The 26,872-nt window shown below is 69.0% G+C and carries 22 protein-coding genes and 1 rRNA gene; 8 read left to right on the forward strand and 15 right to left on the reverse strand.

Annotated features, from left to right (window positions below; genetic code table 11):
- Positions 1-20: 20 nt before the first annotated feature.
- The 3 genes from ABD954_RS08480 to dapA all read right to left on the reverse strand — a co-directional run bounded on the left by ABD954_RS08480 (position 21) and on the right by dapA (position 4,783).
- A 16S ribosomal RNA gene (locus tag ABD954_RS08480) occupies positions 21-1,546 on the reverse strand.
- 514 nt (positions 1,547-2,060) lie between these two features.
- Entirely contained in the window at positions 2,061-3,746 is a 1,686-nt protein-coding gene (locus tag ABD954_RS08485) for a ribonuclease J (RefSeq protein ID WP_345485200.1), read from the reverse strand.
- A 137-nt stretch (positions 3,747-3,883) separates the two neighbouring features.
- The gene (gene dapA, locus ABD954_RS08490; RefSeq protein WP_345485201.1) at positions 3,884-4,783 is read right to left on the reverse strand and encodes a 4-hydroxy-tetrahydrodipicolinate synthase; all 900 of its coding nucleotides are present in this window, start codon (positions 4,781-4,783) and stop codon (positions 3,884-3,886) included.
- 309 nt (positions 4,784-5,092) lie between these two features.
- Between dapA and ABD954_RS08495 the strand changes: the two genes are divergently transcribed.
- Both ABD954_RS08495 and ABD954_RS08500 read left to right on the forward strand, forming a co-directional pair.
- Positions 5,093-5,332, forward strand: coding sequence for a hypothetical protein (locus ABD954_RS08495; RefSeq protein ID WP_345485202.1), 240 nt, complete (start codon positions 5,093-5,095; stop codon positions 5,330-5,332).
- Positions 5,333-5,383: 51 nt separating this feature from the next.
- Positions 5,384-5,956 (forward strand): hypothetical protein, encoded by a 573-nt coding sequence (locus tag ABD954_RS08500; RefSeq protein ID WP_345485203.1) that lies wholly within the window; start codon positions 5,384-5,386, stop codon positions 5,954-5,956.
- Here ABD954_RS08500 and ABD954_RS08505 read toward each other — a convergent pair.
- The 6 genes from ABD954_RS08505 to eccD all read right to left on the reverse strand — a co-directional run bounded on the left by ABD954_RS08505 (position 5,953) and on the right by eccD (position 13,027).
- Positions 5,953-6,405, reverse strand: coding sequence for a hypothetical protein (locus ABD954_RS08505; protein ID WP_345485204.1), 453 nt, complete (start codon positions 6,403-6,405; stop codon positions 5,953-5,955). The genes ABD954_RS08500 and ABD954_RS08505 overlap by 4 nt on opposite strands.
- Before the next feature lie 5 nt (positions 6,406-6,410).
- Positions 6,411-7,163: a 4-hydroxy-tetrahydrodipicolinate reductase gene (dapB, locus tag ABD954_RS08510; protein WP_345485205.1), complete on the reverse strand. Its 753-nt coding sequence runs from the start codon at positions 7,161-7,163 to the stop codon at positions 6,411-6,413.
- A 25-nt stretch (positions 7,164-7,188) separates the two neighbouring features.
- Positions 7,189-8,568, reverse strand: a complete 1,380-nt coding sequence (locus ABD954_RS08515; protein WP_345485206.1) for a M16 family metallopeptidase — start codon at positions 8,566-8,568, stop codon at positions 7,189-7,191.
- Positions 8,565-10,775, reverse strand: a complete 2,211-nt coding sequence (locus tag ABD954_RS08520; RefSeq protein ID WP_345485207.1) for a polyribonucleotide nucleotidyltransferase — start codon at positions 10,773-10,775, stop codon at positions 8,565-8,567. Before ABD954_RS08520 ends, ABD954_RS08515 begins: the two co-directional genes overlap by 4 nt.
- A 269-nt stretch (positions 10,776-11,044) precedes the next feature.
- On the reverse strand, positions 11,045-11,335 hold the full coding sequence (gene rpsO / locus ABD954_RS08525; RefSeq protein ID WP_128976159.1) for a 30S ribosomal protein S15: 291 nt from the start codon (positions 11,333-11,335) through the stop codon (positions 11,045-11,047).
- Between the two features lie 216 nt (positions 11,336-11,551).
- Entirely contained in the window at positions 11,552-13,027 is a 1,476-nt protein-coding gene (eccD, locus tag ABD954_RS08530) for a type VII secretion integral membrane protein EccD (RefSeq protein WP_345485208.1), read from the reverse strand.
- 181 nt (positions 13,028-13,208) lie between these two features.
- Here eccD and eccCa point away from each other — a divergent pair, with 181 nt between their 5' ends.
- The 6 genes from eccCa to ABD954_RS08560 all read left to right on the forward strand — a co-directional run bounded on the left by eccCa (position 13,209) and on the right by ABD954_RS08560 (position 21,562).
- Positions 13,209-17,159 (forward strand): type VII secretion protein EccCa, encoded by a 3,951-nt coding sequence (eccCa, locus tag ABD954_RS08535; RefSeq protein WP_345485209.1) that lies wholly within the window; start codon positions 13,209-13,211, stop codon positions 17,157-17,159.
- 130 nt (positions 17,160-17,289) lie between these two features.
- Positions 17,290-17,727, forward strand: coding sequence for a hypothetical protein (locus tag ABD954_RS08540; protein WP_345485210.1), 438 nt, complete (start codon positions 17,290-17,292; stop codon positions 17,725-17,727).
- An 11-nt stretch (positions 17,728-17,738) separates the two neighbouring features.
- Entirely contained in the window at positions 17,739-19,913 is a 2,175-nt protein-coding gene (locus ABD954_RS08545) for a hypothetical protein (RefSeq protein WP_345485211.1), read from the forward strand.
- On the forward strand, positions 19,906-20,562 hold the full coding sequence (locus ABD954_RS08550; protein WP_345485212.1) for a hypothetical protein: 657 nt from the start codon (positions 19,906-19,908) through the stop codon (positions 20,560-20,562). The genes ABD954_RS08545 and ABD954_RS08550 overlap by 8 nt, the downstream gene beginning before the upstream one ends.
- Positions 20,559-21,215, forward strand: coding sequence for a hypothetical protein (locus ABD954_RS08555; protein ID WP_345485214.1), 657 nt, complete (start codon positions 20,559-20,561; stop codon positions 21,213-21,215). Before ABD954_RS08550 ends, ABD954_RS08555 begins: the two co-directional genes overlap by 4 nt.
- Before the next feature lie 113 nt (positions 21,216-21,328).
- Positions 21,329-21,562: a DUF397 domain-containing protein gene (locus ABD954_RS08560; RefSeq protein WP_345485215.1), complete on the forward strand. Its 234-nt coding sequence runs from the start codon at positions 21,329-21,331 to the stop codon at positions 21,560-21,562.
- A 76-nt stretch (positions 21,563-21,638) separates the two neighbouring features.
- Here the strand turns inward: ABD954_RS08560 and ABD954_RS08565 are convergent, their stop codons facing one another.
- From ABD954_RS08565 to mycP, 6 genes are all read right to left on the reverse strand, one after another.
- Positions 21,639-21,947, reverse strand: a complete 309-nt coding sequence (locus ABD954_RS08565; RefSeq protein ID WP_345485218.1) for a WXG100 family type VII secretion target — start codon at positions 21,945-21,947, stop codon at positions 21,639-21,641.
- A gap of 17 nt (positions 21,948-21,964) precedes the next feature.
- Entirely contained in the window at positions 21,965-22,291 is a 327-nt protein-coding gene (locus ABD954_RS08570; RefSeq protein ID WP_345485219.1) for a hypothetical protein, read from the reverse strand.
- Positions 22,292-22,322: 31 nt separating this feature from the next.
- The gene (locus ABD954_RS08575; protein WP_345485221.1) at positions 22,323-23,567 is read right to left on the reverse strand and encodes a S8 family peptidase; all 1,245 of its coding nucleotides are present in this window, start codon (positions 23,565-23,567) and stop codon (positions 22,323-22,325) included.
- 12 nt (positions 23,568-23,579) lie between these two features.
- Entirely contained in the window at positions 23,580-24,950 is a 1,371-nt protein-coding gene (locus tag ABD954_RS08580) for a WXG100 family type VII secretion target (RefSeq protein ID WP_345485224.1), read from the reverse strand.
- Between the two features lie 18 nt (positions 24,951-24,968).
- Positions 24,969-25,454: a hypothetical protein gene (locus ABD954_RS08585; protein WP_345485226.1), complete on the reverse strand. Its 486-nt coding sequence runs from the start codon at positions 25,452-25,454 to the stop codon at positions 24,969-24,971.
- Positions 25,455-25,568: 114 nt separating this feature from the next.
- Positions 25,569-26,687 (reverse strand): type VII secretion-associated serine protease mycosin, encoded by a 1,119-nt coding sequence (gene mycP, locus ABD954_RS08590; protein WP_345492037.1) that lies wholly within the window; start codon positions 26,685-26,687, stop codon positions 25,569-25,571.
- Positions 26,688-26,872: the final 185 nt, after the last annotated feature.

Genomic DNA, 26,872 nt, shown 5'->3' on the forward strand with positions numbered 1-26,872 from the left:
ATCGGTACTGTGCTCCTTAGAAAGGAGGTGATCCAGCCGCACCTTCCGGTACGGCTACCTTGTTACGACTTCGTCCCAATCGCCAGTCCCACCTTCGACAGCTCCCTCCCACAAGGGGTTGGGCCACCGGCTTCGGGTGTTACCGACTTTCGTGACGTGACGGGCGGTGTGTACAAGGCCCGGGAACGTATTCACCGCAGCAATGCTGATCTGCGATTACTAGCAACTCCGACTTCATGGGGTCGAGTTGCAGACCCCAATCCGAACTGAGACCGGCTTTTTGAGATTCGCTCCGCCTCGCGGCATCGCAGCTCTTTGTACCGGCCATTGTAGCACGTGTGCAGCCCAAGACATAAGGGGCATGATGACTTGACGTCGTCCCCACCTTCCTCCGAGTTGACCCCGGCGGTCTCCTGTGAGTCCCCATCACCCCGAAGGGCATGCTGGCAACACAGGACAAGGGTTGCGCTCGTTGCGGGACTTAACCCAACATCTCACGACACGAGCTGACGACAGCCATGCACCACCTGTATACCGACCACAAGGGGGGCACTATCTCTAATGCTTTCCGGTATATGTCAAGCCTTGGTAAGGTTCTTCGCGTTGCGTCGAATTAAGCCACATGCTCCGCTGCTTGTGCGGGCCCCCGTCAATTCCTTTGAGTTTTAGCCTTGCGGCCGTACTCCCCAGGCGGGGAACTTAATGCGTTAGCTGCGGCACCGACGACGTGGAATGTCGCCAACACCTAGTTCCCAACGTTTACGGCGTGGACTACCAGGGTATCTAATCCTGTTCGCTCCCCACGCTTTCGCTCCTCAGCGTCAGTAATGGCCCAGAGATCCGCCTTCGCCACCGGTGTTCCTCCTGATATCTGCGCATTTCACCGCTACACCAGGAATTCCGATCTCCCCTACCACACTCTAGCCTGCCCGTATCGGATGCAGACCCGGGGTTAAGCCCCGGGCTTTCACACCCGACGTGACAAGCCGCCTACGAGCTCTTTACGCCCAATAATTCCGGACAACGCTTGCGCCCTACGTATTACCGCGGCTGCTGGCACGTAGTTAGCCGGCGCTTCTTCTGCAGGTACCGTCACTTTCGCTTCTTCCCTGCTGAAAGAGGTTTACAACCCGAAGGCCGTCATCCCTCACGCGGCGTCGCTGCATCAGGCTTTCGCCCATTGTGCAATATTCCCCACTGCTGCCTCCCGTAGGAGTCTGGGCCGTGTCTCAGTCCCAGTGTGGCCGGTCGCCCTCTCAGGCCGGCTACCCGTCGTCGCCTTGGTGAGCCGTTACCTCACCAACAAGCTGATAGGCCGCGGGCTCATCCTTCACCGCCGGAGCTTTCCAGTCTCGGAGATGCCTCCGCGACTCGTATCCGGTATTAGACCCCGTTTCCAGGGCTTGTCCCAGAGTGAAGGGCAGATTGCCCACGTGTTACTCACCCGTTCGCCACTAATCCACCCCGAAGGGCTTCATCGTTCGACTTGCATGTGTTAAGCACGCCGCCAGCGTTCGTCCTGAGCCAGGATCAAACTCTCCGTGAATGTTTACCGGTAATCCGGTTCTACACTCGCGTTGAGCGGAACGGTCCGGAGGAATAGTCCGTACCGTTCACAGCGTCCTCGCTGTGTGCCACCCCGTGGGGTGGACTTTTTCAAAGGAACCTCGACCATCCGAAGATGGACGGGGTATCAACTAATCTGGCGTTGATTTTTGGCACGCTGTTGAGTTCTCAAGGTGCGGACGCTTCCTTTGTACTCACCCTCACGGGCTTTTCTCCGGGCGCTTCCTTCGTTTCCGACTCTATCAGATCTTTCCGATCCGATTTCCTCGGTGCTTTCCGGGTCCTATTCGACTTTCGTCGTTTCGGGCCTTTCCGGCGGCTCCGACTTTATCAGAACTTCTGAGTCGGATTTCCCGCCTCCCGGTTCACTCTCCTGGCGCACGGCGGCGCCCGGGGCTTCCCGTTCTGGCGGAGCCGTAAACGTACTGGAGCGGGGCGCCCCGATGCAAATCGAGGCGCCCCGCTCCTGGTCGAGCCCGTCGACGGGCCGGCCGTCAGACCTCCACGACCACCGGGAGGATCATCGGGCGGCGGCGGTAGGTGTCGGAGACCCACTTGCCGACCGTGCGGCGGATCAGCTGCTGGAGCTGGTGCGCCTCGACCACGCCGTCCTGGGCGGACTTGTTCAGGGCCTGGTCGATCTTGGGGAGCACCGCGTCGAAGGCGGAGTCCTCGATGCCGGAGCCGCGGGCGTGGACGTGGGGCCCACCGACGATCTTGCCGGTCGTCGAGTCGACGACGACGTAGACCGAGATGATGCCCTCCTCGCCGAGGATGCGGCGGTCCTTGAGGGAGGTCTCGGTGACGTCGCCGACCGAGAGGCCGTCGACGTACACGTAGCCGGCCTGGACCTTGCCGGTGATGCGGGCGCGGCCGTCGACCAGGTCGACGACGACGCCGTCCTCGGCGATGACGATGTGGTCCTTCGGGATGCCGGTCATCGCGCCGAGCTCGGCGTTGGCGCGCAGGTGGCGCCATTCGCCGTGGACCGGCATGAGGTTCTTCGGCTTGCAGATGTTGTAGAAGTACAGCAGCTCGCCGGCCGAGGCGTGGCCCGAGACGTGGACCTTGGCGTTGCCCTTGTGGACGACGTTGGCGCCCCAGCGGGTCAGGCCGTTGATCACGCGGTAGACCGCGTTCTCGTTGCCCGGGATGAGCGAGGACGCCAGGATCACGGTGTCGCCGGGGACGATCCGGATCTGGTGGTCGCGGTTGGCCATCCGGGACAGGGCGGCCATCGGCTCGCCCTGGGAGCCCGTACAGACCAGCACGATCTCGTCGTCCGGGAGGTCGTCGAGGGTCTTGACGTCGACGACCAGGCCGGCGGGGACCCGCAGGTAGCCGAGGTCGCGGGCGATGCCCATGTTGCGGACCATGGAGCGGCCGACGAAGGCGACCCGGCGGCCGTACTCGTGGGCGGCGTCCAGGATCTGCTGGATGCGGTGCACGTGGCTGGCGAAGCTGGCCACGATGATGCGCTTCTGCGCGTTGGCGAAGACGTTCCGCAGGACGTTGGAGATGTCGCGCTCGTGCGGGGTGAAGCCCGGGACCTCGGCGTTCGTCGAGTCCGTGAGGAGGAGGTCGATGCCCTCCTCGCTCAGGCGCGCGAAGGCGTGCAGGTCGGTGAGGCGGTTGTCCAGCGGGAGCTGGTCCATCTTGAAGTCGCCGGTGTGGACGACCATGCCCGCGGGAGTGCGGATGGCGACGGCCAGCGCGTCGGGGATGGAGTGGTTGACGGCGATGAACTCGCAGTCGAAGGGGCCGAACCGCTCGCGCTGCCCCTCGGCCACCTCAAGGGTGTAGGGGCGGATGCGGTGCTCCTGGAGCTTGGCCTCGATGAGGGCCAGGGTCAGCTTGGAGCCGATGAGCGGGATGTCCTGCTTCATGCGGAGCAGGTACGGCACACCACCGATGTGGTCCTCGTGGCCGTGGGTCAGGACGATGCCCTCGATGTCGTCGAGGCGGTCCTGGAGGGTGGTGAAGTCGGGCAGGATCAGATCGATGCCGGGCTGCTCCTCCTCGGGGAAGAGGACGCCGCAGTCGACGATCAGCAGACGGCCGTCGAATTCGAAGACCGTCATGTTCCGGCCGATCTCACCCAGCCCGCCGAGGGGGGTGACGCGGAGGCCGCCCTTGGGCAGCTTCGGCGGGGCGCCGAGTTCGGGATGCGGATGGCTCAAAAGTCTCTCCTCACCACACGCGCCACGTACCGGCTCGGCACGTGGCGCGCATGACAATCGTGCACTTGCTGTTGTTTTGAGTTACGTCTGTTCGGTTGTTCTGTTCAGTTACGCGTCTTCGGTTGTGAAGTCCGTTGTCAGAGCTGTACCCCGCCGGCGGCCAGATCGACCTTGAGCTGGGCGGTCTCCTGCTCGGAGAGCTCCACGAGCGGCAGGCGCAGGGGGCCGGCCGGCAGGCCCTGGAGGGCGAGGGCGGCCTTGGTGGTGATGACGCCCTGGGTGCGGAACATGCCGGTGAAGACGGGCAGCAGCCGCTGGTGGACCTCCGTGGCCTTCTGGACGTCGCCGGCCAGATGGGCCTCGAGCAGGGCGCGCAGCTCGGGGGTGACGACGTGGCCGACGACGGAGACGAAGCCGCAGGCGCCCACGGAGAGCAGCGGCAGGTTGAGCATGTCGTCGCCGGAGTACCAGGCGAGGCCGGAGCGGGCGATGGCCCAGCTGGCGCGGCCGAGGTCGCCCTTGGCGTCCTTGTTGGCGACGATCCGGGGGTGCTCGGCGAGCCGGACGATCGTCTCGGTGTCGATGGGGACGCCGCTGCGGCCGGGGATGTCGTAGAGCATCACCGGGAGCTCGGTGGCGTCGGCGATGGCCGAGAAGTGCCGGTACAGGCCCTCCTGCGGGGGCTTGTTGTAGTACGGCGTGACGGCGAGCAGGCCGTGTGCGCCGTCGCGCTCGGCGGCGCGGGCGAGCTCCAGGGTGTGGTGGGTGTCGTTGGTTCCGATGCCGGCGACGACGTGGGCGCGGTCGCCGACCGCCTCCAGTACGGCCCGTACGAGCTGCGATTTCTCCGCGTCGGTGGTGGTGGGCGACTCGCCGGTGGTGCCGTTGACGACGAGGCCGTCGTTGCCGGCGTCCACCAGGTGGGTGGCGAGTCGCTGGGCACCGTCGAGGTCGAGTGCGCCGTCCGCCGTGAAGGGCGTGACCATGGCGGTGAGGACCCTCCCGAAGGGGGTCTGCGGAGTGGAGATCGGAGCCATGGGTAACACGCTACTCGCTGCTCAGCGCCGGGTCCCCCCTCGGGGGACGGGATATGCGGAGCCCGGCACTGCCTGCTCGGGGGTTCAAGCAGTGCCGGGTCCGTTTGATCAGCCTAGATGAACTTCACGAAACGTCGCAATACGGACACTTCGCCCGCGAAGTTCGTACTTATGTCCGCTCCGGTGCCACACCCGTCGGAGATTCGGCCGCTTTGATGAAAAACGGCACCAAACCAGGGGTTCGATCGTCTGTACCTGTGATCGCACGACACACACCCGCACCCACTGGTCCGAAGGAGAGTGACCCTGATGCCGTCCCGGCGAGAGGCCGTCCCGTTCGCGTTCGTCGCGGAGTCCGACCGCTTCCGCAGTAACGTCACACCGCCGCCCCGCCAGCGGCCCACCGCATCCCAGATCCTCGGCCGCACCCTTCTCGGACTGACCCTCGTCGCGGGGCTCGTCGGCTCCCTCGTCTTCGGGATGCCGTCCCTGCAGCCCGGCGACGCGAGCGGGCACCAGCAGCGGTCCGAGGCTTCCCAGGGCCGCTGAGGTAGCCTCCCGGGCACAGCCCCCGAACGTGCTTGTGAGTGAGGACCCGTCGTGCCCCTGCCCTTCCTGACGGCTGACCGTGCATTCGACACGACCGACGACGTCGCGCTGCCGTTCGACGACCACGACCAGTGGCGCCGGCCGTACCGGCCCGGTCCGTGGCGCGTGGGCATCGCCGCCGTGGCGCTGCTGCTCGCCTCGTTCGTGCTGCTCGCGGCCGTGATCATCGCCGTCGCGGGGGCGGCAGGCGGGGCCCTGTTCACCTTCGGCCTGGCCGCGGTCGTCATCTGCGCCGCCCTGCGCCTGCTGCGCATGGGGGTGTGGGTGAGCCGCGCCGGGCTGCGGCACGTCGCCTTCTTCTCGACGAGGACCGTCCCCTGGGGTCAGGTCTCCGCCGTGCGCACCGCGCAGCAGCCGGTGCGCTGGCTGGGACTCCCCCGCACCGTGCAGGGCCAGGCCCTCGTCCTCGTACGGCAGAACGGTGAGCAGGCTCCCCTGCTCACCGATCACAACGCCGACTTCCTCGCCCGCGTCGAGGCCTTCGACCGTGCCGCGGACTCCATCGAGGCCTGGAACGCCGAATACACCGAGAGCGCCGAGTACGCGGGCGCCGAGGTCCGCTAGACGCCGGCCGTACGGCCCTCGTGGAGGGCGATCGCCCGCTGCATCGCCTTGCGGGCGCGCGGCGTGTCACGGGCGTCGTGGTACGCCACCGCGAGCCGGAACCAGCAGCGCCAGTCGTCCGGCGCGTCCTCCGTCTCCGCCTTGCGCCGGGCGAACACCTCGTCGGCCGAGTCCCGGTCGATCCGGCCGCCCGCCGTGCGCTTCAGTTCGTCGACCGGCAGCCCGCCCTCGGCCTCCAGCTCCGCGGCCAGGCGGTTCGCCCGGCGCGCGAAGCGGGTGTTCTTCCACAGGAACCAGCCGCCGACCAGCGGCAGCAGGAACGCCACCGCGCCCATGCCCATCGCCGCCGGCTCGCCCGTCAGCAGGAGCAGGACGCCCTCCATCCCCACCACCGCGAAGACCAGGACGAGGACGGTGCTGAGGAAGACGTACGTGATCTTTCCGCCCATGACCGTCAGCCCAGGTCCAGGAAGTGCTCCAGGCCGAAGGTGAGGCCCGGGGCGGTCGTCACGCGGCGGGCGCCCAGGAGGATGCCCGGCATGAAGCTGGAGTGGTGCAGCGAGTCGTGGCGGACCGTGAGGGTCTCGCCCTCGCCGCCGAGCAGCACCTCCTGGTGGGCCAGCAGGCCCCGGAGGCGTACCGCGTGCACCGGCACGCCGTCCACGTCCGCGCCGCGCGCGCCGTCCAGGGCGGTGGTCGTGGCGTCGGGCTGCGGGGCGCAGCCTGCCTTCGACCGGGCCTCGGCGATCAGCTGGGCGGTGCGGGTGGCGGTGCCGGAGGGGGCGTCCACCTTGTTCGGGTGGTGCAGCTCGACGACCTCGACCGACTCGAAGTACGGGGCCGCGATCTGCGCGAACTTCATGGTGAGGACCGCCCCGATGGAGAAGTTCGGGGCGATCAGGACGCCGGTCTGCGGAGACTGGTCGAGCCAGCCCCTCAGCTGCGCGAGGCGCTCGTCGGTCCAGCCGGTGGTCCCGACGACCGCGTGGATGCCGTGGCGCACGCAGAAGTCGAGGTTCCCCATGACCGAGGCGGGGGTGGTCAGCTCGACGGCGACCTGGGCGTCCGCCTCGACCAGCGACTCCAGCTTGTCGCCGCGGCCGAGGGCCGCGACCAGTTCCATGTCCTCGGCGGCCTCGACCGCCTTGACCGCCTCGGAGCCGATACGGCCCTGGGCTCCGAGGACCGCCACGCGCAGCTTGCTCATTGCTCTTCCTTAAGGGACGGGTGGGTCAGGAGACCGCTCGGTGGAGGCGGTCCGCCTGCTTGTCCTTCAGCGGGCCGATCACCGACAGCGAGGGCCGCTGCTCCAGTACATCGCGGGCCACCTCGCGCACGTCGTCCGGGGTGACCGCGGCGATCCGGGCCAGCATGTCGTCGACCGACATCTGGTCGCCCCAGCACAGCTCGCTCTTGCCGATGCGGTTCATCAGCGCGCCGGTGTCCTCCAGGCCGAGGACGGTGGAGCCGGAGAGCTGCCCGATGGCGCGGGTGATCTCCTCGTCGGTCAGTCCGTCGGCCGCGACCTTGTCGAGCTCGTCCCGGCAGATCTTCAGCACGTCGTGGATCTGGCCGGGCCGGCAGCCCGCGTACACGCCGAACAGGCCGCAGTCGGCGAATCCGGAGGTGTACGAGTAGACGCTGTAGGCCAGGCCGCGCTTCTCCCGGACCTCCTGGAAGAGGCGGGAGGACATGCCGCCGCCGAGGGCGGTGTTCAGCACGCCCAGCGCCCAGCGGCGCTCGTCGGTGCGGGCCAGCCCCGGCATGCCGAGGACCAGGTGGGCCTGCTCGGTCTTGCGGCCGAGCACCTCGACCCTGCCCGCCGTACGGATGGTGCGCCGTCCGCCGCGCGGGGCGACCGGGACGGCGTCGGTACGGGTGAGGGCGCCGGCCTTCTCGAAGGCGCGGCGGACCTGGCGCACCACCGTGGCGTGGTCGACGTTGCCGGCGGCGGCGACGACCAGATGGGTCGGGTCGTAGTGCTTCTTGTAGAAGCGGGCGATCCGGGCGCGGTCGAGGGCGGTGACCGTCTCCACCGTGCCGAGCACCGGGCGGCCCAGCGGGGTGTCGCCGAACATGGTCCGGGCGAACAGGTCGTGGACCACGTCGCCCGGATCGTCCTCGGTCATCGCGATCTCTTCGAGGATCGCCCCGCGCTCGACGTCGATGTCCTCTTCGAGAATGAGCGAGTCGGTGAGCATGTCGCAGACGACGTCGATCGCCAGCGGCAGGTCGGTGTCAAGGACCCGGGCGTAGTAGCAGGTGTACTCCTTCGCCGTGAAGGCGTTCATCTCGCCGCCGACCGCGTCGACGGCGGCGGAGATGTCGAGGGCGGACCGCTTGCGGGTGCCCTTGAAGAGGAGGTGCTCCAGGTAGTGGGTGGCGCCGTTGAGCGCCGGGGTCTCGTCCCGGGAGCCGACGTGCGCCCAGATGCCGAAGGTGGCGGAGCGCACCGAGGGCAGGGTCTCGGTGACGATGCGGAGGCCGCCGGGGAGGGTGGTGCGCCGGACCGTGCCGATGCCGTCCTTGCCCGGGAGAAGCGTTTGGGTACGGGCGACGGCCCGCCCCTCGGAGGAGGGGCGGGCCGTCGTCGCGGAACTGCGGGACGTCACTGGTCGGTGTCGTCCTTCGCCTCGTCCTCGCCCTCGATCACGGGGATGAGGGAGAGCTTGCCGCGCTGGTCGATCTCGGCGATCTCGACCTGGACCTTGGAGCCGACCGCGAGCACGTCCTCGACGTTCTCCACGCGCTTGCCACCGGCGAGCTTGCGGATCTGCGAGATGTGCAGCAGACCGTCCTTGCCCGGGAGCAGGGAGACGAACGCACCGAAGGTGGTGGTCTTGACGACCGTGCCCAGGTAGCGCTCGCCGACCTCCGGCATGGTCGGGTTGGCGATGCCGTTGATCGTGGCGCGGGCGGCCTCGGCCTGCGAGCCGACCTGGGCACCGATGTAGATGGTGCCGTCGTCCTCGATCGTGATCTCGGCGCCGGTGTCCTCCTGGATCTGGTTGATCATCTTGCCCTTGGGGCCGATGACCTCGCCGATCTTGTCCACGGGGATCTTGACGGTGATGATCCGCGGGGCGTTGGGGGACATCTCGTCCGGCGTGTCGATCGCTTCCATCATCACGTCGAGGATGTGGAGGCGGGCGTCGCGGGCCTGCTTGAGGGCCGCGGCCAGGACGGAGGCCGGGATGCCGTCCAGCTTGGTGTCGAGCTGGAGGGCGGTGACGAACTCCTTCGTACCGGCGACCTTGAAGTCCATGTCGCCGAAGGCGTCCTCCGCACCGAGGATGTCGGTGAGGGCGACGTAGTGCGTCTGGCCGTCGATCTCCTCGGAGATCAGGCCCATGGCGATGCCGGCGACGGGGGCCTTGAGCGGCACACCGGCGTTCAGCAGCGACATGGTGGAGGCGCAGACCGAGCCCATGGACGTCGAGCCGTTGGAGCCGAGGGCCTCGGACACCTGGCGGATCGCGTAGGGGAACTCCTCGCGGGTCGGGAGGACCGGCACGATGGCGCGCTCGGCGAGCGCGCCGTGGCCGATCTCGCGGCGCTTGGGCGAGCCCACGCGGCCGGTCTCGCCGACGGAGTAGGGCGGGAAGTTGTAGTTGTGCATGTAGCGCTTGCGGGTCACCGGGGAGAGGGTGTCCAGCTGCTGCTCCATGCGGAGCATGTTGAGGGTGGTGACGCCCAGGATCTGGGTCTCGCCACGCTCGAACAGCGCCGAGCCGTGCACGCGCGGGATGGCCTCGACCTCGGCGGCGAGCGTACGGATGTCCGTGATGCCGCGGCCGTCGATGCGGACCTTGTCCTTGATGATCCGCTCGCGGACCAGCTTCTTGGTCAGCGCGCGGTAGGCGCCCGAGATCTCCTTCTCGCGGCCCTCGAAGGCCGGGAGGAGCTTCTCGGCGGCGAGCTCCTTGATGCGGTCGAGCTCGGCCTCGCGCTCCTGCTTGCCGGCGATGGTGAGCGCCTGGGCGAGCTCGCTCTTGACGGCGGCGGTGAGCGCCTCCAGGACGTCGTCCTGGTAGTCGAGGAAGACCGGGAACTCGCCGGTGGGCTTGGCGGCCTTGGCGGCGAGGTCCGACTGCGCCTTGCACAGGACCTTGATGAAGGGCTTCGCGGCCTCGAGACCGGCGGCCACGACCTCCTCGGTCGGCGCCTCGGCGCCGCCCTTGACGAGCTCGATGGTCTTCTCGGTGGCCTCGGCCTCGACCATCATGATCGCGACGTCGCCGTCCTCCAGGACGCGACCGGCGACGACCATGTCGAAGACGGCGTCCTCGAGCTCGGTGTGCGTCGGGAACGCGACCCACTGGCCCTTGATCAGGGCGACACGGGTGCCGCCGATCGGGCCGGAGAAGGGCAGGCCGGCCAGCTGCGTGGAGCAGGAGGCGGCGTTGATCGCGATCACGTCGTAGAGGTGATCGGGGTTGAGCGCCATGATCGTCTCGACGATCTGGATCTCGTTGCGCAGGCCCTTCTTGAAGGAGGGGCGCAGCGGGCGGTCGATCAGGCGGCAGGTGAGGATCGCGTCCTCGGAGGGGCGGCCCTCCCGGCGGAAGAAGGAGCCGGGGATCTTGCCGGCCGCGTACATCCGCTCCTCGACGTCGACCGTCAGGGGGAAGAAGTCGAGCTGGTCCTTGGGCTTCTTCGAGGCGGTGGTGGCCGAGAGGACCATGGTGTCGTCGTCGAGGTAGGCGACGGCGGAGCCGGCGGCCTGCTTGGCGAGGCGGCCGGTCTCGAAGCGGATGGTGCGGGTGCCGAAGGTGCCGTTGTCGATGACGGCCTCGGCGTAGTGGGTCTCGTTCTCCACTAGCGGTTTCTCCTACGTTTGCGTCTTTGCGTCCCGGGCCCGTATGGCCCGGGACGGTGCGGGAGGAGCGCTGTCGTGGCAGGCCGGTCTTCGATCGAAGCACCCGGGGACGATGCCCGGGGGCCACTACCGAGGACCGGCGGCGTGCCGGCTGCTTCTCGCGCGTTGGTGTGGCGTTGTGTGACCAGACTAAGTGCCGGTGGGTACATCGCGCACGTACAGCAAAGGGAGCGGCCCCCTGAAAGTGGGAACCGCTCCCTCCGAGCGTCTTACTTGGCGCCGCCGGCCGCACCGCGGCGGATGCCGAGGCGGTCGACCAGCGTACGGAAGCGCTGGATGTCCTTCTTGGCCAGGTACTGCAGCAGGCGGCGGCGCTGGCCGACCAGGATCAGCAGACCACGACGGGAGTGGTGGTCGTGCTTGTGGGTCTTGAGGTGCTCGGTCAGGTCCGAGATGCGGCGGGACAGCATCGCGACCTGGACCTCGGGGGAGCCGGTGTCGCCCTCCTTGGTGCCGAACTCGGCCATGATCTGCTTCTTGACGGCGGCGTCGAGAGCCACGCGGATCTCCTCTTGGTTCGTGCGCCCACGAGTGCCCCTGGTCTTGGTCTCAGGGGAAACTTCCGTGACTCGGGAGCGAAGGTCCGATGAGCGCTGCTCCCCGATCCTCACGGGAGACCCGTGGCTTTTCCGGAAGCGCGTACACAAACGGCCGTCACCCAGCGTACCAGCTCGCGGCCACGCCCCCGACGGGAGCGCCGGTCACCGGCCGGCGGCTCAGCCGGTGAGCGAGCGGGCCCGCATGAAGACGTCCAGGACGGCGAGGCACAGCGGCACCAGGGAGAGCAGGACGAAACCCTCGGTGAGGTCGAGCAGCCGGCCCCAGAAGGGGGAGAGGCCCTTGCGCGGGATGATCAGGCCGATGGCGGTGACCAGGGCGGCGCCGGCGGCGACGGCCGCCGACAGCCAGATCGTACGGATGTCCAGGCCGCCGCGGTCGCCGTACAGGAGCAGGTCCTTGACCAGGTCGACCGGCGGGTTCAGGGAGAGGCCGAGGACCAGCAGGGCGATGGCGGCGAGGCCGGCCACCAGGACGCAGGTGACCTGGGCGGTGTAGCGGAACAGCCGGGCGCGCAGCAGCATCGCGAGGCCGGCCGCCAGGGCGAGGAGCTGGCCCCACACGTTCCCGGCGAAGCCGAGGACGGCACAGGCGCCGACGACGACGGCCGCGCAGCCGCCGACCAGGCCGAGCAGCATTTCGTGGCCGCGGCGGGCCTGGAGGGCGATCCGCTCGCCGTCGACCGGCTGGGCCTGCTCCTGGGCCGGCTGGTGCGGGTCGCCGAGGAACTCCTCGTCGGTGGCGCTGCGCGGCGAGGCGTAGCCGATGGGGAGCCGGGCGAAGCGGGCCGACAGGCCGGGCAGGAAGGCGACCAGTCCGATGGCGACGGGCACGCACACGGACGCGGTCTGGGTGGCCGACGCCTCGGTGAGGACGGCGACGAAGGTGGCGAGGGTGCCGACGGCGGCCAGGAAGGTCGCGGCGACGAAGGGGGCGTCACCGCTCGGGGTGAGCGCGACGAGCGCGACGGCGGCGACGAGGACGGTGACGCAGCCGAGCAGGAACTGCAGCCGGCCGGGGCCCTGGCCCGCGTCCGGGGCGACGATGCCGGAGCCGGCGATCAGCAGCAGCGGCAGCGCGCCGAGGCCGAGGGCGACGGCGGTGGCCCGGTCGCCGTAGACGCGGGCGCGGACGCCGGCGAAGGCGGTCAGCAGCAGTCCGGCCGCGCCGGCGATGATGCCGGGCAGGCTGTGCATGTCGTGGCGGACCGGGTCGGCGAACCAGAGCACGAAGCCCATGAGGACCAGGAGCAGGACGCCGCCGACGAGTCCGGCGCCGCGCAGCAGCTCGTCGCTCCACAGGTGCCGGTCGCGGGTGACGGCGGAGGCGACGGCGTCGGAGACGTCGTCGTAGACGGCGGGCGGCAGGGACTGCGCGAAGGGGCGCAGCGAGAGCACCTCGCCGTCGAGGACCTGCTGGGCGGCGAGGCTGCGGGCGCCGTCGAGGACCGAGCCGTCGCGCCGGACCAGGTGGTAGCCGGTGGGGGCGCCGGCCGGCTGGGTCTGGCCGGTGAGCCGGAGGATCTCCGGGTAGACGTCGGCGACGGCGATGTCCTCGGGGAGTGCGACGTCGATGCGGCTGTCCGGCGCCACGACGGTGACGCGGCAGAAACCGGTCGCTGCGGTCGTACTCACGTGTCTGGACCCCCTGATTCGCGGTTGCGCACGATGCCGGGCCACCCTACCGGGCACCGGTGTCAGTGGCTGCAAGTAGGATCCTGGTCGTCTCGGGGGTCCGCATTGCACACAGCCGACGGGGGCGCCGGTGCGGAAGTTCCCTCCACGAGCCCGCCCGTAACGAGGGATTGATGCGCCGGTGAGCCAGATCGTCGTCAAACGCCCGCCGAGGTCCCTTCCTCCGGAAGTACCCAGCGAGGAACTGGTCCTGGAGTCTCCGCCGGAACTGCCGCGGGGACAGCAGGAGTCGGCGTTGATGCAGCTCCTGCCGATGCTCGGCATGGGTTCGTCCGTGGTGTTCTTCTTCATGACGCCGTCGCCGATCATGCGGATCATGGGCACGCTGATGCTGGCGTCGACCATCGGCATGGCGATCGCCCAGTTCGTGAGGTTCCGCCGCGGGTCGCAGGGGCAAATGGCGGATGTCCGGCGGGACTACCTCAAATACCTCGCCCAGACGCGGCGTACGGTGCGGCGGACCGCGCGCCGGCAGCGGGACGCGCAGCTGTATCTGCACCCGGCGCCCGAGCAGTTGTGGTCCGTGGTCGCCGAGGGGTCGCGCGTCTGGGAGCGCCGGGTCGGCGACGCCGACTTCGCGCAGGCCCGGATCGGACTGGGCGCCCAGCAGTTGGCGACGCCGCTGGTGGCGCCGGAGACGGCGCCGGTCGACGAGCTGGAGCCGCTGTGCGCGGGCGCGATGCAGCAGTTCCTCGCGGTGCACGGCACCTTGGACGGACTGCCGATGGCGGTGTCGCTGCGGGCCTTCTACCACGTGACGGTCTCCGGTGACCCGGAGGCGGCGCAGTCCGCGGCGCGCGGTCTGGTGGCGCAGCTGGTGACCCTGCACTCCCCCGAGGACCTGATGCTGGCCGTGGTGGCGGCGCGGGGCGCGCAGGAGCGCTGGGACTGGACCAAGTGGCTGCCCCACACGCAGGTGCCGGGCACGGTCGACGGCGCGGGCACGAAGCGGCTGTTCGGGGACGACCTGGGCGAGCTGGAGCAGCTGATCCGCTCGAAGCTGGACGGCCGGCCGCGGTTCAGCCGGGAGAACCAGCCGGTGCTCGACCAGCCGCACGTGGTGGTGATCCTGGACGGCGGGATGGTGCCGCCGGACTCGCTGTTCGCGGCGGCCGAGGGGCTGCAGGGCGTCACCATCGTCGAGGTGGTCTCCGGCGAGCTGGACGAGCCGCGGGGCGGTCTGTCCGTGGTCGTGCGGCCCGGGCGACTGCGCCTGGAGGCGGGCGGCGGTTTCGCGTACGAGGGCGTGCCGGACGTCATGTCGCTGCCGGCCGCGGAGGCGCTGGCCCGTCAGCTGGCGCCGCTGCGGATGGGCGGCGGGGACGACGACGAGCCGCTGCTGGCCAACCTGGACTTCACGGACCTGCTGAACCTGGGCGACGCGGCGTCGGTGGACGTGGCGCGGACCTGGCGGCCGCGGTCGGTCGCGGAGCGGCTGCGGGTGCCGATCGGTGTCGGTGAGGACGGCCAGCCGGTCATGCTCGACCTGAAGGAGGCCGCGCAGGAGGGCATGGGCCCGCACGGTCTGTGCGTGGGCGCGACGGGTTCCGGCAAGTCGGAGCTGCTGCGCACCCTGGTGCTCGGTCTCGCGGTGACGCACTCCTCGGAGACGCTGAACTTCGTCCTCGCGGACTTCAAGGGTGGCGCGACCTTCGCCGGCATGTCGCAGATGCCGCACGTGGCGGCCGTCATCACCAACCTGGCGGACGACCTGACGCTGGTCGACCGCATGGGCGACGCGATCCGCGGCGAGCTGCAGCGGCGTCAGGAGCTGCTGCGTTCGGCGGGCAACTACGCCAACATCCACGACTACGAGAAGGCGCGGGCGGCGGGCGCCCCGCTGGAGCCGCTGGCCTCGCTGGTGCTCGTCATCGACGAGTTCAGCGAGCTGCTCACGGCGAAGCCGGACTTCATCGACATGTTCATCCAGATCGGCCGCATCGGCCGCTCGCTGGGTGTGCACCTGCTGCTCGCCTCGCAGCGCCTGGAGGAGGGCAAGCTGCGCGGCCTGGACACCTACCTGTCGTACCGGATCGGTCTGCGGACGTTCTCGGCGGCCGAGTCGCGCACGGCGATCGGCGTGCCGGACGCCTACCACCTGCCGTCGGTGCCGGGTTCGGGTTATCTGAAGTTCGGTACGGACGAGATGACGCGCTTCAAGGCGGCGTACGTCTCGGGCACGTACCGCACGGGCGGTCCGCGCCTGGAGGTCGGGCAGCTGCCGATCGAGCGGCGGCCCGCGCTGTTCACGGCCTCGCCGGTGCCGGTGGTGTACGCGGCTCCGGACCCGGCGTACCTGACGGCGCAGCGGGCGGAGGAGGACGACGCGCTCGCGGACACCGTCCTGGACGTGATCGTGCGCCGTCTGGAGGGGCAGGGCGTCCCCGCCCACCAGGTGTGGCTGCCGCCGCTCGACCAGGCGCCGTCGCTCGACCAGCTCCTTCCGGGTCTCGCGCAGACCGCGGACCGGGGGCTCACGGCGACGGAGTACACCCGTCCGGGCGGCCTGACGGTCCCGCTCGGCCTGATCGACAAGCCGTTCGAGCAGCGGCGTGAGGTGCTGTACCGGGACTTCTCCGGCGCGGCCGGCCACATGATGGTGGTCGGCGGTCCGCAGTCGGGCAAGTCGACCCTGATGCGGACGCTGATCTCGTCGTTCGCGCTCACCCACACCCCGGCCGAGGTGCAGTTCTACTGCCTGGACTTCGGTGGCGGCGGCATGTCCTCGCTCGCCGACCTGCCGCACGTCGGCGGGGTGGCGTCCCGGCTCGACCCGGAGCGGGTACGGCGGACGGTCGCCGAGGTGCTCGGCGTGCTCAACCGGCGCGAGGAGTTCTTCCGTTCGCAGAACATCGACTCCATCGCCACCTACCGGCGCAAGCGCGCGGCGGGCGAGCTGCCGAACGAGGCGTGGGGCGACGTGTTCCTGGTCATCGACGGCTGGGGCGGCTTCCGCAACGAGTACGAGGGTCTGGAGCCGCTGGTCGCCGACCTCGCGGCGCGCGGCCTCGGCTACGGCATCCACGTCGTGATCACCGCCGCCCGCTACATGGAGGTGCGGGCGGCGCTCAAGGACCAGATGCTCGGGCGTCTGGAGCTGCGGCTCGGTGACGTCATGGACTCCGAGTTCGACCGCAAGGTCGCCGCGAACGTTCCGACCGGCGTGCCCGGTCGCGGCCAGGTGCCGGAGAAGCTGCACTTCATGGGGGCGCTGCCGAGGATCGACGGGTCGAGCTCGGCGAGCGACCTCGCGGCGGGCACGGCGGCCTTCGTCGAGGCGGTGCGCGCCGCCTGGCACGGGCCGGCGACGCCGCCGGTGCGGCTGCTGCCGCACAAGCTGTCGGCGGACCGGCTGCCGAAGGGCTTCGAGTTCCCGCAGCACGGCATCGCGATCGGCATCGACGAGACGCGGCTGGAGCCGGTCTTCGTCAACTTCGAGACCGACCCGTTCTTCCTCATCTTCGGCGAGAGCGAGTCCGGCAAGACGAACCTGCTGCGCCTGATCGCCAAGCAGATCGGCGAGCGCTACTCCCCCGACGAGGCGAAGCTCGTCGTGGGCGACTACCGCCGCGCGCTGCTCGGCAGCCTGCCGGAGGAGCACCTGCTGGAGTACGCGCCGATGGCGAGCTCCATGCAGATGCACATGGAGGCGCTCTCGGGCGTCTTCGCGCGCCGCCAGCCGCCGCAGGACGTGACGCCGCAGCAGCTGCGGGACCGCAGCTGGTGGTCGGGTCCGCAGGTCTTCATCATCGTCGACGACTACGACCTGGTGGCGACGAGCGCCGGCAACCCGCTCGCGCCGCTGGCGGAGTACCTGCCGTTCGCCCGCGACACCGGCGTGCGCTTCATCATCGCCCGCAACAGCGCGGGCGCCTCGCGCTCGATGTACGAGGCGTTCATGCAGCGCATCAAGGAGCTGGGCGCGCAGGGCGTGGTCCTCTCGGGTGACCCGTCGGAGGGTGACCTGCTCGGCACCGCGCGGCCGCGGCCGATGCCGCCGGGCCGCGGGTACTTCGTGTCGCGGCGCGGGGCCGCGTCGCTGGTGCAGACGGGTCGTATGCCGGAAAGGTAGGGCTCGTGACGTACGGGGCCGGTTCCGCCGTGATCATGGCGGAACCGGTCCGTACACGTCGTTGGACGTGAGCACTTCAGAAATGCAAACATCGCCGTAACCCAGCCCAAGGCCAGCCAAGGGGGAAACCGTGTCGTTCGACGACGAGTGGGCACAGCAGAAGAGCGCCGTCATGGAGCGTCAATCGACGAGCATGCAGCTCAATCAGCTGCCGGCCGACCCAGGCGGAGGCGGGGGCGGGGGCGGGCAGCCGGACCTGGCGACGTCGCCGGCGAAGAAGAAGGCCGCGGCCAACACCATCGAGACCCAGATCCAGCCGGACCTGAAGACGGCCGCGGACGCGGCCGACGAGGGCACCAACGGCGCGGTCGCCGAATTCAAGGGCTGGGACACGGCGAGCGGCCTGAAGAAGGCCCACGAGCACTGGGACAGCCAGGTGAAGCGTCTGAACGCGCGCCTGGAGTCGGAGAAGAGCTCGCTGCGGAACACCTCGACGCTGTTCCAGAACAACGACCTGACGACGGGGTACAGCTTCGCCCCGACGCAGTCCAAGGTCTCGGGAATCTAGGGGGAATCGCGATGCCGACGTACCAGGAGATCATGCAGACCGACCTCGGCAAGCTGAACACGGCCGCCGATGGCTGGAAGAGCATGGCGGAGAAGCTGAAGAAGGTCGAGGACCTCTACGAGAGGGAGGTCCAGAGCGTCGCCACCAAGAACCCGCTGTGGACCGGCCAGGCCCAGCAGTTCAGCGCGCAGAACTTCCAGATCACGCGCAACGAGCTCGACGCCGCCCAGAAGGAAGCGCTCGCCATGGAGTCGCTGCTGCGTGACGCGCACGGCACCTTCACCGAGCTCAAGGGCCGGGTGAAGTCGGCGGTCGACGAGGCGATAGCGGCCGGCATGAAGGTCTCCGAGTCCGGCAACGCGAGCTACGACTTCAGCAAGGTCAGCGACAAGGAGGCGTACGCCATCCGCCACGACCCGGACCTGCGGGAAGTGGAGATGTCGTACACGCGCAAGATCAACGACGCGGTGAAGGCGGTCACCGACTTCGACGCCGACGTCAAGGTCGCCCTCCTCAACGCCTCCGGCGCCGACGGCACGGCTCCCCTGGGCTTCAACTCCAAGCCGGTCAACGACGTCGAGGCCGTCGAGGCGCTCGCCCTGTCGGAGAAGGTCCGCGAGGGCAAGGCGTCGAAGGAGGAGCTGGCGCACTACCGGGACATCCTGGCGAAGAACTCGGGCGACAAGCACTTCAGCGAGGCGTACCTGCACGCCCTCGGGCCGAAGGACGCGCTGAAGATCGCCGACACGATGAACCTGGCGGCGAACGAGCGGGGCATCCCCGCCGACCAGAAGAAGCTCTACGAGGCGATCCAGACGGGCCTGGCGGACACGATCGCCTCCGGCACGAAGGACCCGAACGGCTACGCGTACCGGCCGTTCGTGAACGGGCTGAAGGAACTCGGCGACGACAACCTCACGGGCAACCTGAGGCCGTCGCACGGGTACCAGCACCTGGTCACGCTGATGTCGCAGGGGAACGCCGACTACGGCAAGGAGTTCCTCAACGAGATCGGCACCGACATGATCAAGGTCGAGAAGGACAAGGAGAACATCTGGGCGCACGCCTTCGACGGCCAGCGTCCCAACCTGATGCACGACCCCCTGGACGGCCTGCTCAAGATCATGAGCAAGGACCCGTCCGACGCGGAGTACTTCCTCGACCCCAAGGCCCCGGGCAACGAGAACGACCACCTGAAGTACCTGCTCACGGACCGGAAATGGGTCGACCCCTGGATGGCGACGGCCGTCGGGCCCCCCATGGACATGGACAACCCGAACAAGGCCGCGGGCCTGGGGGCGGCGATCCAGGCGGCGGCGACGGGTCACGAGCCGGGCGAGAAGCCGGGGCCGGTGGGCCTCCACAGCGACGGCCAGGCGCGCGTGATGCACCACGCCATCAAGTACCTGGACTCCGAAATGGGCGGCGACGAGTTCCCCGAGGACCTGAAGAACCTGCAGAAGCCGATGGCCCACGCGCTGGCGGACTACGTGGCCGACACCCACGTCATCCTGGGCGGCCAGGAGTCGGCCTACGGCGGAATCAAGGGCAACGAGGACATCACCATCCGCCAGGGCCCGGGGGACACGTCAAGCATCGCCGTGGGACAGGGCAGCCTGGTCCGTGTCATGCGAGGCGTCGCCGACGACAGCGAGGGCTTCGCCCTGCTGTACGAGTCGGAGCGCGCGTACTCGGCCCATCAGCTGGCCACCGTCCCCTCGTTCGAGGGCGACAAGACGCACGCTTCGAGCGCGGAGTGGAACGACCGTGGCCGGGACGTCGGTGCGGCGATGGGCGCGCTCAACGGCATCGGCGCCGACGTCTACCGGGACAAGATGGACGACAAGGTCGAATGGGCGGAGGACACGGCCGAGTACGCGGCGAACGGCGTCAACAGCGTCGTCGGCGAGATTCCCTTCGCGGGGTCTGCCGCCGGCGCCATCGTCGACACCATCAAGTACGACTGGACCAAGGATGTCGTCGAGGCGGCCGAGGACCAGGGCAAGAAGGACGCCAGCAACAACTACGCGACGGGCATGGAAGGCACCAACCGCCTGTTCGACGCCTGGGGAGAGAAGAATGGCATCCAGGGAGACGGGGCTTGGAAGGAGGCCAAGAACAGTGCCAATGACGGCTATGACGCCGGACGGAACGCCGCCACCACGCACCTGCGACAAGGTGAATAACCTGCGGGCCTGGGCCGCCGTGCTCGCCGCGACGGCCCTGGTGGTGACCGCGTGCGGAACCAGCGACGAGTCCGCGGCTCCCGTCGACCAGCCGTGCGAGGTGGCCGCCGGTTCCGCCGAGGCGAAGCTGCTGCACGGGCTGCTCGGCACGGACCAGGTGGAGACGACGTACTTCGAGACGACTCCTGATCTTGTGGAGCGGCTGCGGGAGGATCTCCGCGAGCAGGTCCCCGGGAAGCCCACGTCCACGGCGGACGCATGCCGCTTCAAGCCGAAGGACGGGACGGGCAGCAGCAGCGCCCGGCTCGAGTTCTTCTGGCTCCCGAAGGACGACACCGGTCGGCGGCTTCCTGCTCCGTCCAGCCGTTACGACGTCAACGGAGTGGAGGCCGAGGCGAACGACATCACGTCGGCGCTCCGCGTGAGCTGCGTCCTTCCCGCGGCCGAGGCCAAGCCGTCGAGCCAGGTCTATCTCCGAGCCGACCTCACGAACACTGTGCTGATGGGCACCAAGGTCAGTGAGGAGACGAAGAAGCAGCAGGTCTCCTTCGCCTATCTCCTGGCTCGGGAGGTCACGGAGGCCTTGGGCTGCAAGGGGGATCCGCTGAAGAAGGACCCCGTAGTCCGAACTGAGAGAGCCGGATCGTGAACCACGTGAAGCACAAGATCGCCGTTGTGGCGGGCACCGCCGTTCTGTCCACCCTCGTCGCCTGCGGAGGCGGCGGGGCGGGCGCCGGTGGGCCCTTGAGTGTGGACAGGCTGGTCACGCTCTCGGAAGAGGTCGGCAAGGACGGGGCGGAGAACTGCCCGCTGCCGTACGACGTCGAGAAGGCGGCCGAGGCGGCGAAGGTCGGCGAGAAGATCCAGCCGGGTGCGGCGGACGCGGGGGCCGACGACCCCGTGGCGACCGCCGAGGGCGGGAAGAAGACGGATCCGCAGTCGCCCTTCGCCGGCAAGCCCGGTGCGTGGGTCACCTGCTCGTACCACGTGGGTGACGAGAGTCTGGTTATCCACACCGCGGGCACGGAAGCGGGAAGCGTGGTCAACCTCCTGCTGCCCACCACGCAGAGCGCCTCCGGCATGAGTGTCGACGAGGTGACGGCCTACCACCAGAAGGCCGACAAGGCGAAGCCCGGCGAGGCCGTGCCGACCAAGGGCGGGAACGTCGTCACCGTACGGCTCGATTCCGGCGGCAAGGGGGACGTCGCCCTGCTGCTGACCGTCGGCGAGGACGACAAGAGCAAGCTGAAGCCGGAGCAGGTACTCGACCTCGCGCGGACCTTCGCCGCCCAGGCCGAGTGAACCGGCGGGGCCGATTCCGGGGTCCGGCTGACAGCCGGACCCCGCGGCACCCATGATTGACCTGCAACGACGCGTGTGCGCGTGTTCCACCGCCGTATGAAGGAGAGAGCCAGATGGGCACTCAGCAGGAGAAGGACGAGCTGTACGCGCTCGACATCAGCGGCGTCGAGTGGCAGGGCGCTCCGGGGACGAGCCCCGACGAGGAGCGCGTGGAGATCGCCCACCTGCCGGGCGGCGCCGTCGCCATGCGGTCCTCCCTCGACCACGACACCGTGCTGCGCTACACGAAGGCCGAGTGGGACGCGTTCGTCCTCGGCGCGAAGGACGGCGAGTTCGACCTCCAGTGAAGCCGGAGGACGTGCGGAAGGGGCCCGCTCCGGGAGGAGCGGGCCCCTTCTCGTGGACCGGAAGGGTCCGGGTGGATCAGTACGCCTCGGTGAACAGGCGCGAGGCCTTGACGTCCGTGGAGCGGTAGCTGTCCTTGCCCTGCTCGACGATCTTCGCCGTCTGCTCGAGGCGGTTCTTCATGTCCTCGGCGCGCTTCTTGTACTTGCCCTGGAGGATCTCGTACTCGCGGTGCGCGTCACCGTCCCAGGTGTCCGTGACGACGCGGAGCGCGGCGTCCATCTCCTGGATGTCCTTGACGATGTTCTGCGAAACCGTACGGATGCGGTTCGCCATCTCCTGAACGCTCTCGTACCGGACCTTGGTCCCTGCGTTGTCGGCAGACATGGTGCTCCCCCTTTACGTCAGATGTTGTTGAGCGACGAGTTGTTGACGGCGGCGAAGGTGGCGCGCACCTCGTCGTCGTTGGCGTTGCTGAGGTTCTTCGTCTCGCCGACGGCGTTCAGGAGAACGTTCAGCAGGCGACGGATGACGTCGTGGTCCTCGTTGAGGAGCGTCTGGGCCTGCTTGAAGCCCGCCGCACCCACACCGGTCCAGCCGGCGCTGCAGGTCTCGAGGATGTTGGCGAGCTCACGGGCCTGCTTGGTGACGGCGTCACCGGTCTCCATGATCTTGTTCTTCGCCTGGACGATCGGATCGTCTGCGAGTCCGAACCCACCCGGAGTGCTCATTGAAGCTCCTCGTTCTAGTCGATGGCGTTGTTCATGCGTCTGTCGACGCTCTCCTGCGTACGCCCGCCGCGACGACGAGGCCGATGACGGCCACGACGGCGACGGCACTCGCGACAATGGCCCAGAGCGGGAACCCGCCCTCGTCGGACCCTGCGGCCTGGTCCTCGACCTGGTCGCTGCCGCTTGCCCCCGTGTTCTCAGGAGAGGGGGAGGTTTGTGAAGCCTGGGAAGGCTCAGAAGGCTTGGACGCCGGTGACTGGCCGCCGCCTTGCGCGGCGAGCAGCGGATTGACGTCGGGATCGCCCGGGTTCCCCTTGCCTTCGAGGAGCACCTGGGCGGGACGGACGGATCCGTAGCCGATGTACTTGCTGGGGACGGGGCCGTTGTGGCCGGCCGTCTCCATCATGACGCGGAGGACCTGGTTGCCGGTCCAGTCGGGGTGAGCGGACCAGATGAGGGCGGCGGTGCCGGAGGCGATGGCGGTGGCACCACTGGTGCCATCCGCGGCGCAGTACTTGTTCTTGTTGTCGATGCAGCGGGAGGGAATTTCGACTCCGGGGGCGGCGAGGGCGAGGTGGGAGCCATAGTTGGAGAACTTGGCAACCTTGCCTTTGGTGTCCAGGGCCCCGACGGCAACGACGCCAGGAATAGCGGCAGGATGGACCTTCATCGCAAGCCCCTCATTGCCGGAGCCTGCAAAGATCAAAGCGCCCTTCCTTTGGGCGTACTCCACCGCCTCTCGCCACTGAGGAATCTCTGTCTCGTCCGCCGGTCCGGCGAAGGAGATGTTGATCACTCGGGCGCCGTTGTCAACCGCGTAGCGGATCCCCTTCGTCGCGGTCCCCACAATCCCGAACGAGGTGGAATCCCCGATCTTGACTGGGAGGATCTGCGCATCGGGAGCGATCCCCTTGATCCCGCCATTCGTTCCACTACCGCTGATGACGATAGCCATATTCGTGCCGTGACGGTTCGTGTCCTTCTCATCGACACGTCCCAGGCCCTGCCCGTTGAAGTTGCGCCCCGGCAGGACCTTGCCGCGCAGTTCCGACACAGTCGAGTCGACACCCGTATCGAGCACAGCGACCGTGATGCCCTTGCCCGTCGCGACCTTCCACATCTCGTCGGCCTTCATCGCGTCCAGGTACCACTGGCGCGACCGCATGTCCTCGGCCTGCGCCGCCGGCGCCGCGACGGTCCAGGTCGCGACGACGGCGGCCATGGCGCCGAGCAGGCCGACCGCTCGTTTGCGAGCGGCCCGGGTGAGGGGGGACATCAGAGAGTGCTCCTAGTCGATGACGGGCGGGACGATCGGGCGCTGGCCCGAGTTCCACGTCTCTTCGTCCTCGGACAGGTAGTCGGGCCGACGGCGCGACGAACGCCGCTCCTCCTGGCCCGGCTCCGTCGAGGCGGGCGGACGGACGAGGCCCGTACCGCCGGGCGTGAACGCCGAGCGTCCCGTGACTCCGGACGCCGAGGGACCTCCCACGGTTCCGCCTGGCTGCGTCGCCAGACGACGACCGGAACCAGCGCCCGGCCCACCAGTGGGAGCGCCGGGCCCCATGGCACCAGGAGCGTGCAGACCGGCCGCACCGCGACCGTACTGAGAGGCCCTCTCCTCGCCGATGACGGTGGCCATGGGCGGCCTCCCCACCGGCTGGCCCATGCCGGGGCGACCGGGCACCTGGCGCCCACCGGTGATGCCCTCGGCCCGAGGCCCCGGACCCAGCGGGCTGGGCGAGAACGGGTTGCTCCGACCGGCAGGGCCCGGAAGACCCGGGTGGGACGTCCGGCCCTGCGGACCGATCTGGGGATTGGTCTGCGGCCCGAGCGGCGGAGCGACCGGCGGCAGCACGACCGGCTGCGGGCCGTTCGTCGACGGCGGCTGCACGGCCGGAGGCTGCACCGTGGGCTTGGTCGGCGTCTCCGGCGTGATGGTCACCGAGTCGAGGTTGGTGTCGACCTCGGACTCCGGCGGACGGGTCGGCGCGGTCGGTGGCAGGGTGATGCGCTCGTCGCGGATCTGCCGGTCGGTGCCGTTGCTGGTGATCGACTCGTCGGCGCGACGGAGAGACGTGTGGCTGGACTCAGTCGAGCCCGTACCCGTACCCGAGTGGGTGCCGGAGCCGGTACCGCTCCCCGTTCCAATCTCGCGCTCAGAGACCCAGACCTCACCGGTCATCGGCTTGAAGTCCGGCTGCCGCTCCGACGAAATCCGGTTGTTCGTCGCCGTGTAGTACGACGACAGCCGCCGCATCGCCGCGATCGCTTCCTGAAGCTTCGGGCCCGTCTCCGCCTCCTGGCGGGCCTTCTCCTTCTCCGGGTCCGCGAAGCACATGCCCGCCGGCTTCGGCACGGAGGACTTCGCCTCCCGCAGTGCCGCGCCCGCGCGCTTCATCTCCTCGGAGACGACCTTGGTGAAGTCGCCCAGGACGAGCGTCTCCGAGACCATGCCGGCGCCCCACTTGCGGAACGCCTCGGCGCCCTCGCCCTCCCACTGGACGCGGGAGATGTAGTGGCGCAGGTCGGCCGCGATGTCGAGGATCTTCGGCACCGCCGCCGCGAGGGCCTCGCCGGTGCTGGTGATCTCCTCGGGCTTGGCGGACGCGATCATCGCGTACAGGGCGTCCAGGGACTTGCCCTCGAACTCTCCAGACATCTTGGTGCACTCCCCCGCTTAGCTGAATCCGCCGGAATCGCCGGTGTTGGTCGTCGGCTTGGGCGCCGGCTGGTTCGGGCCGGCCGGGCCGGCCGGGCCGGTCGCCGGCTGCTGACCGCCGCCGTGGCGCTCTTCGTAGTCTTCCTTGGTGCGCTTCTGGATCTCCGCGAAGCGCTGGCGCTCCTCTTCGTCCACGCCCGCGTAGCCCTTGTCGGCGATCTGGGCCCGGATTCCCATGGCCTCGATCGTCTCGCCGAAGATCCGCGTCAGCTCCTCGAGCCGCGTGCGCACCTTCTCGTACGCCCCGTGGAGCTCGGTCGCCGCGGCGAAGCCCGTCCCGTACGAGTCCGCCGTGACCTTCTGCTCGCCGATCTTCTTGTGCTCGGCGGGTGAGCCCTTCAGATCGTCGACCAGCTTCTGCATGCGTGACTGGAAGGTCTGGAGGGTGACGTCCCCGACTTCCAGACCCTGCTTGCCACTGCCGTCCCCGTTCGGCCCTGCCACTTCAGTTCCCCCTCGTCACACGCTCGAACTCGCTCACTCTAACGACTTGGTACGACAGTTCCAACTGCAAAGCTACCTAGGTATTCCTACTTACGACATGCCGCATGTGACGGCTCATCGGATGGCCCCGCGTCGCCGGCTGTCGCGGATGACGACGGCCGTCCCGGACACCACCGCGACCAGCACCGCGCCGATGCCCAGTGCGTAGGTGGCGAGGCGTTCGGAGCGCTCCTGGGGAGTCTCCGACATCGCCATGTGGGCCGGTTCGGGCGCGGGTGGCTTCGGGGGGCCGGGGTCCGGGGTGGGACCGGACGGTGGTGGTTCGGGACCGTCGGCGAGTGCCCGTACGGGGTCGACGACTCCCCAACCGACGTGGTTGTCACGGCCGTTGATGGAGCGGATGGCCGTCTGCTCGATTCTCGTCACGATCTGCGCGGCCGTCCACTGCGGGTACTTGGCGCGCAGCAGTGCCGCGACGCCCGCGACGTACGGGGCCGAGAAGCTGGTCCCGTTGTCGACGCACTGACCGCCGCCGGGCACCGTGGAGACCATGTCGACGCCCGGTGCGGCGACGCCGACGAAGGTGCCGGACTGGGAGAACGCGGCGCGTTCGTTGTTGCGGTCGGAGGAGGCGACGGCCAGGACGCCCGGGAAGGCCGCGGGGTAGGTGTTCTTGAGCTTGCCGTCCATGCCGTCGTTGCCGGCGGAGGCGACGACCACCACGTTCTTGGCGAGGGCGCGGGCCACCGCCTTGGCCATGAGCGATTCGGGACCGAGCGGCTGGGTGGTGTCCTGGGAGATGTTGATGACGTGGGCGCCCTTGTCGACCGCGTGGTCGATGGCCTGCGCCATGGTGTCGGACTTGCCGCTGTTCTTCTCGTCGTTCTGCCGGATCGGGATGATCGTCGCCTCGGGAGCGAGGCCGACGAAGCCGGTGCCCTTGCGGGGCCTGGCGGCGATGATGCCGGCGACCTTGGTGCCGTGGCCGACCTCGTCGACGGTCCCGTCGGTCTTGCCGCGCTGGTCGTTGCCGCTGCTCGCGCTCTCCTTGTCGGGCTTCAGGTAGTCCTTGCCGAGTCTGGCGTCGACGGCGGGCTTGAGCTGCGGGTTGACGTCGTCGACGCCGGTGTCGATGACGGCGACCTTGACGCCCTTGCCCTTGGTGTCCTGCCACAGCTCGTCGAGCAGCACCCGCTGGAGCGACCAGGGGATGCCCTCGATCTGCTTCTTCATCGGGAAGGTGCACTCACCGCTGCCGTCTATGTCCACCGGGCTCTCGGCGGCCGCGGGCGGCGCCGCCAGGAGGCCGGTCAGGGTCGCGGCCGCGAGCAGGGCGGCCGCACGCCGGGGCGCCGCGCCCCGCGCCGTCGCCGCGACCCGTGTCCTCGCCGTATCTCGTGTCGTCACCTCGCGCCCCC

Origin of the sequence: Streptomyces roseoviridis (assembly GCF_039535235.1) — a bacterium.
GTDB lineage: Bacteria > Actinomycetota > Actinomycetes > Streptomycetales > Streptomycetaceae > Streptomyces > Streptomyces roseoviridis.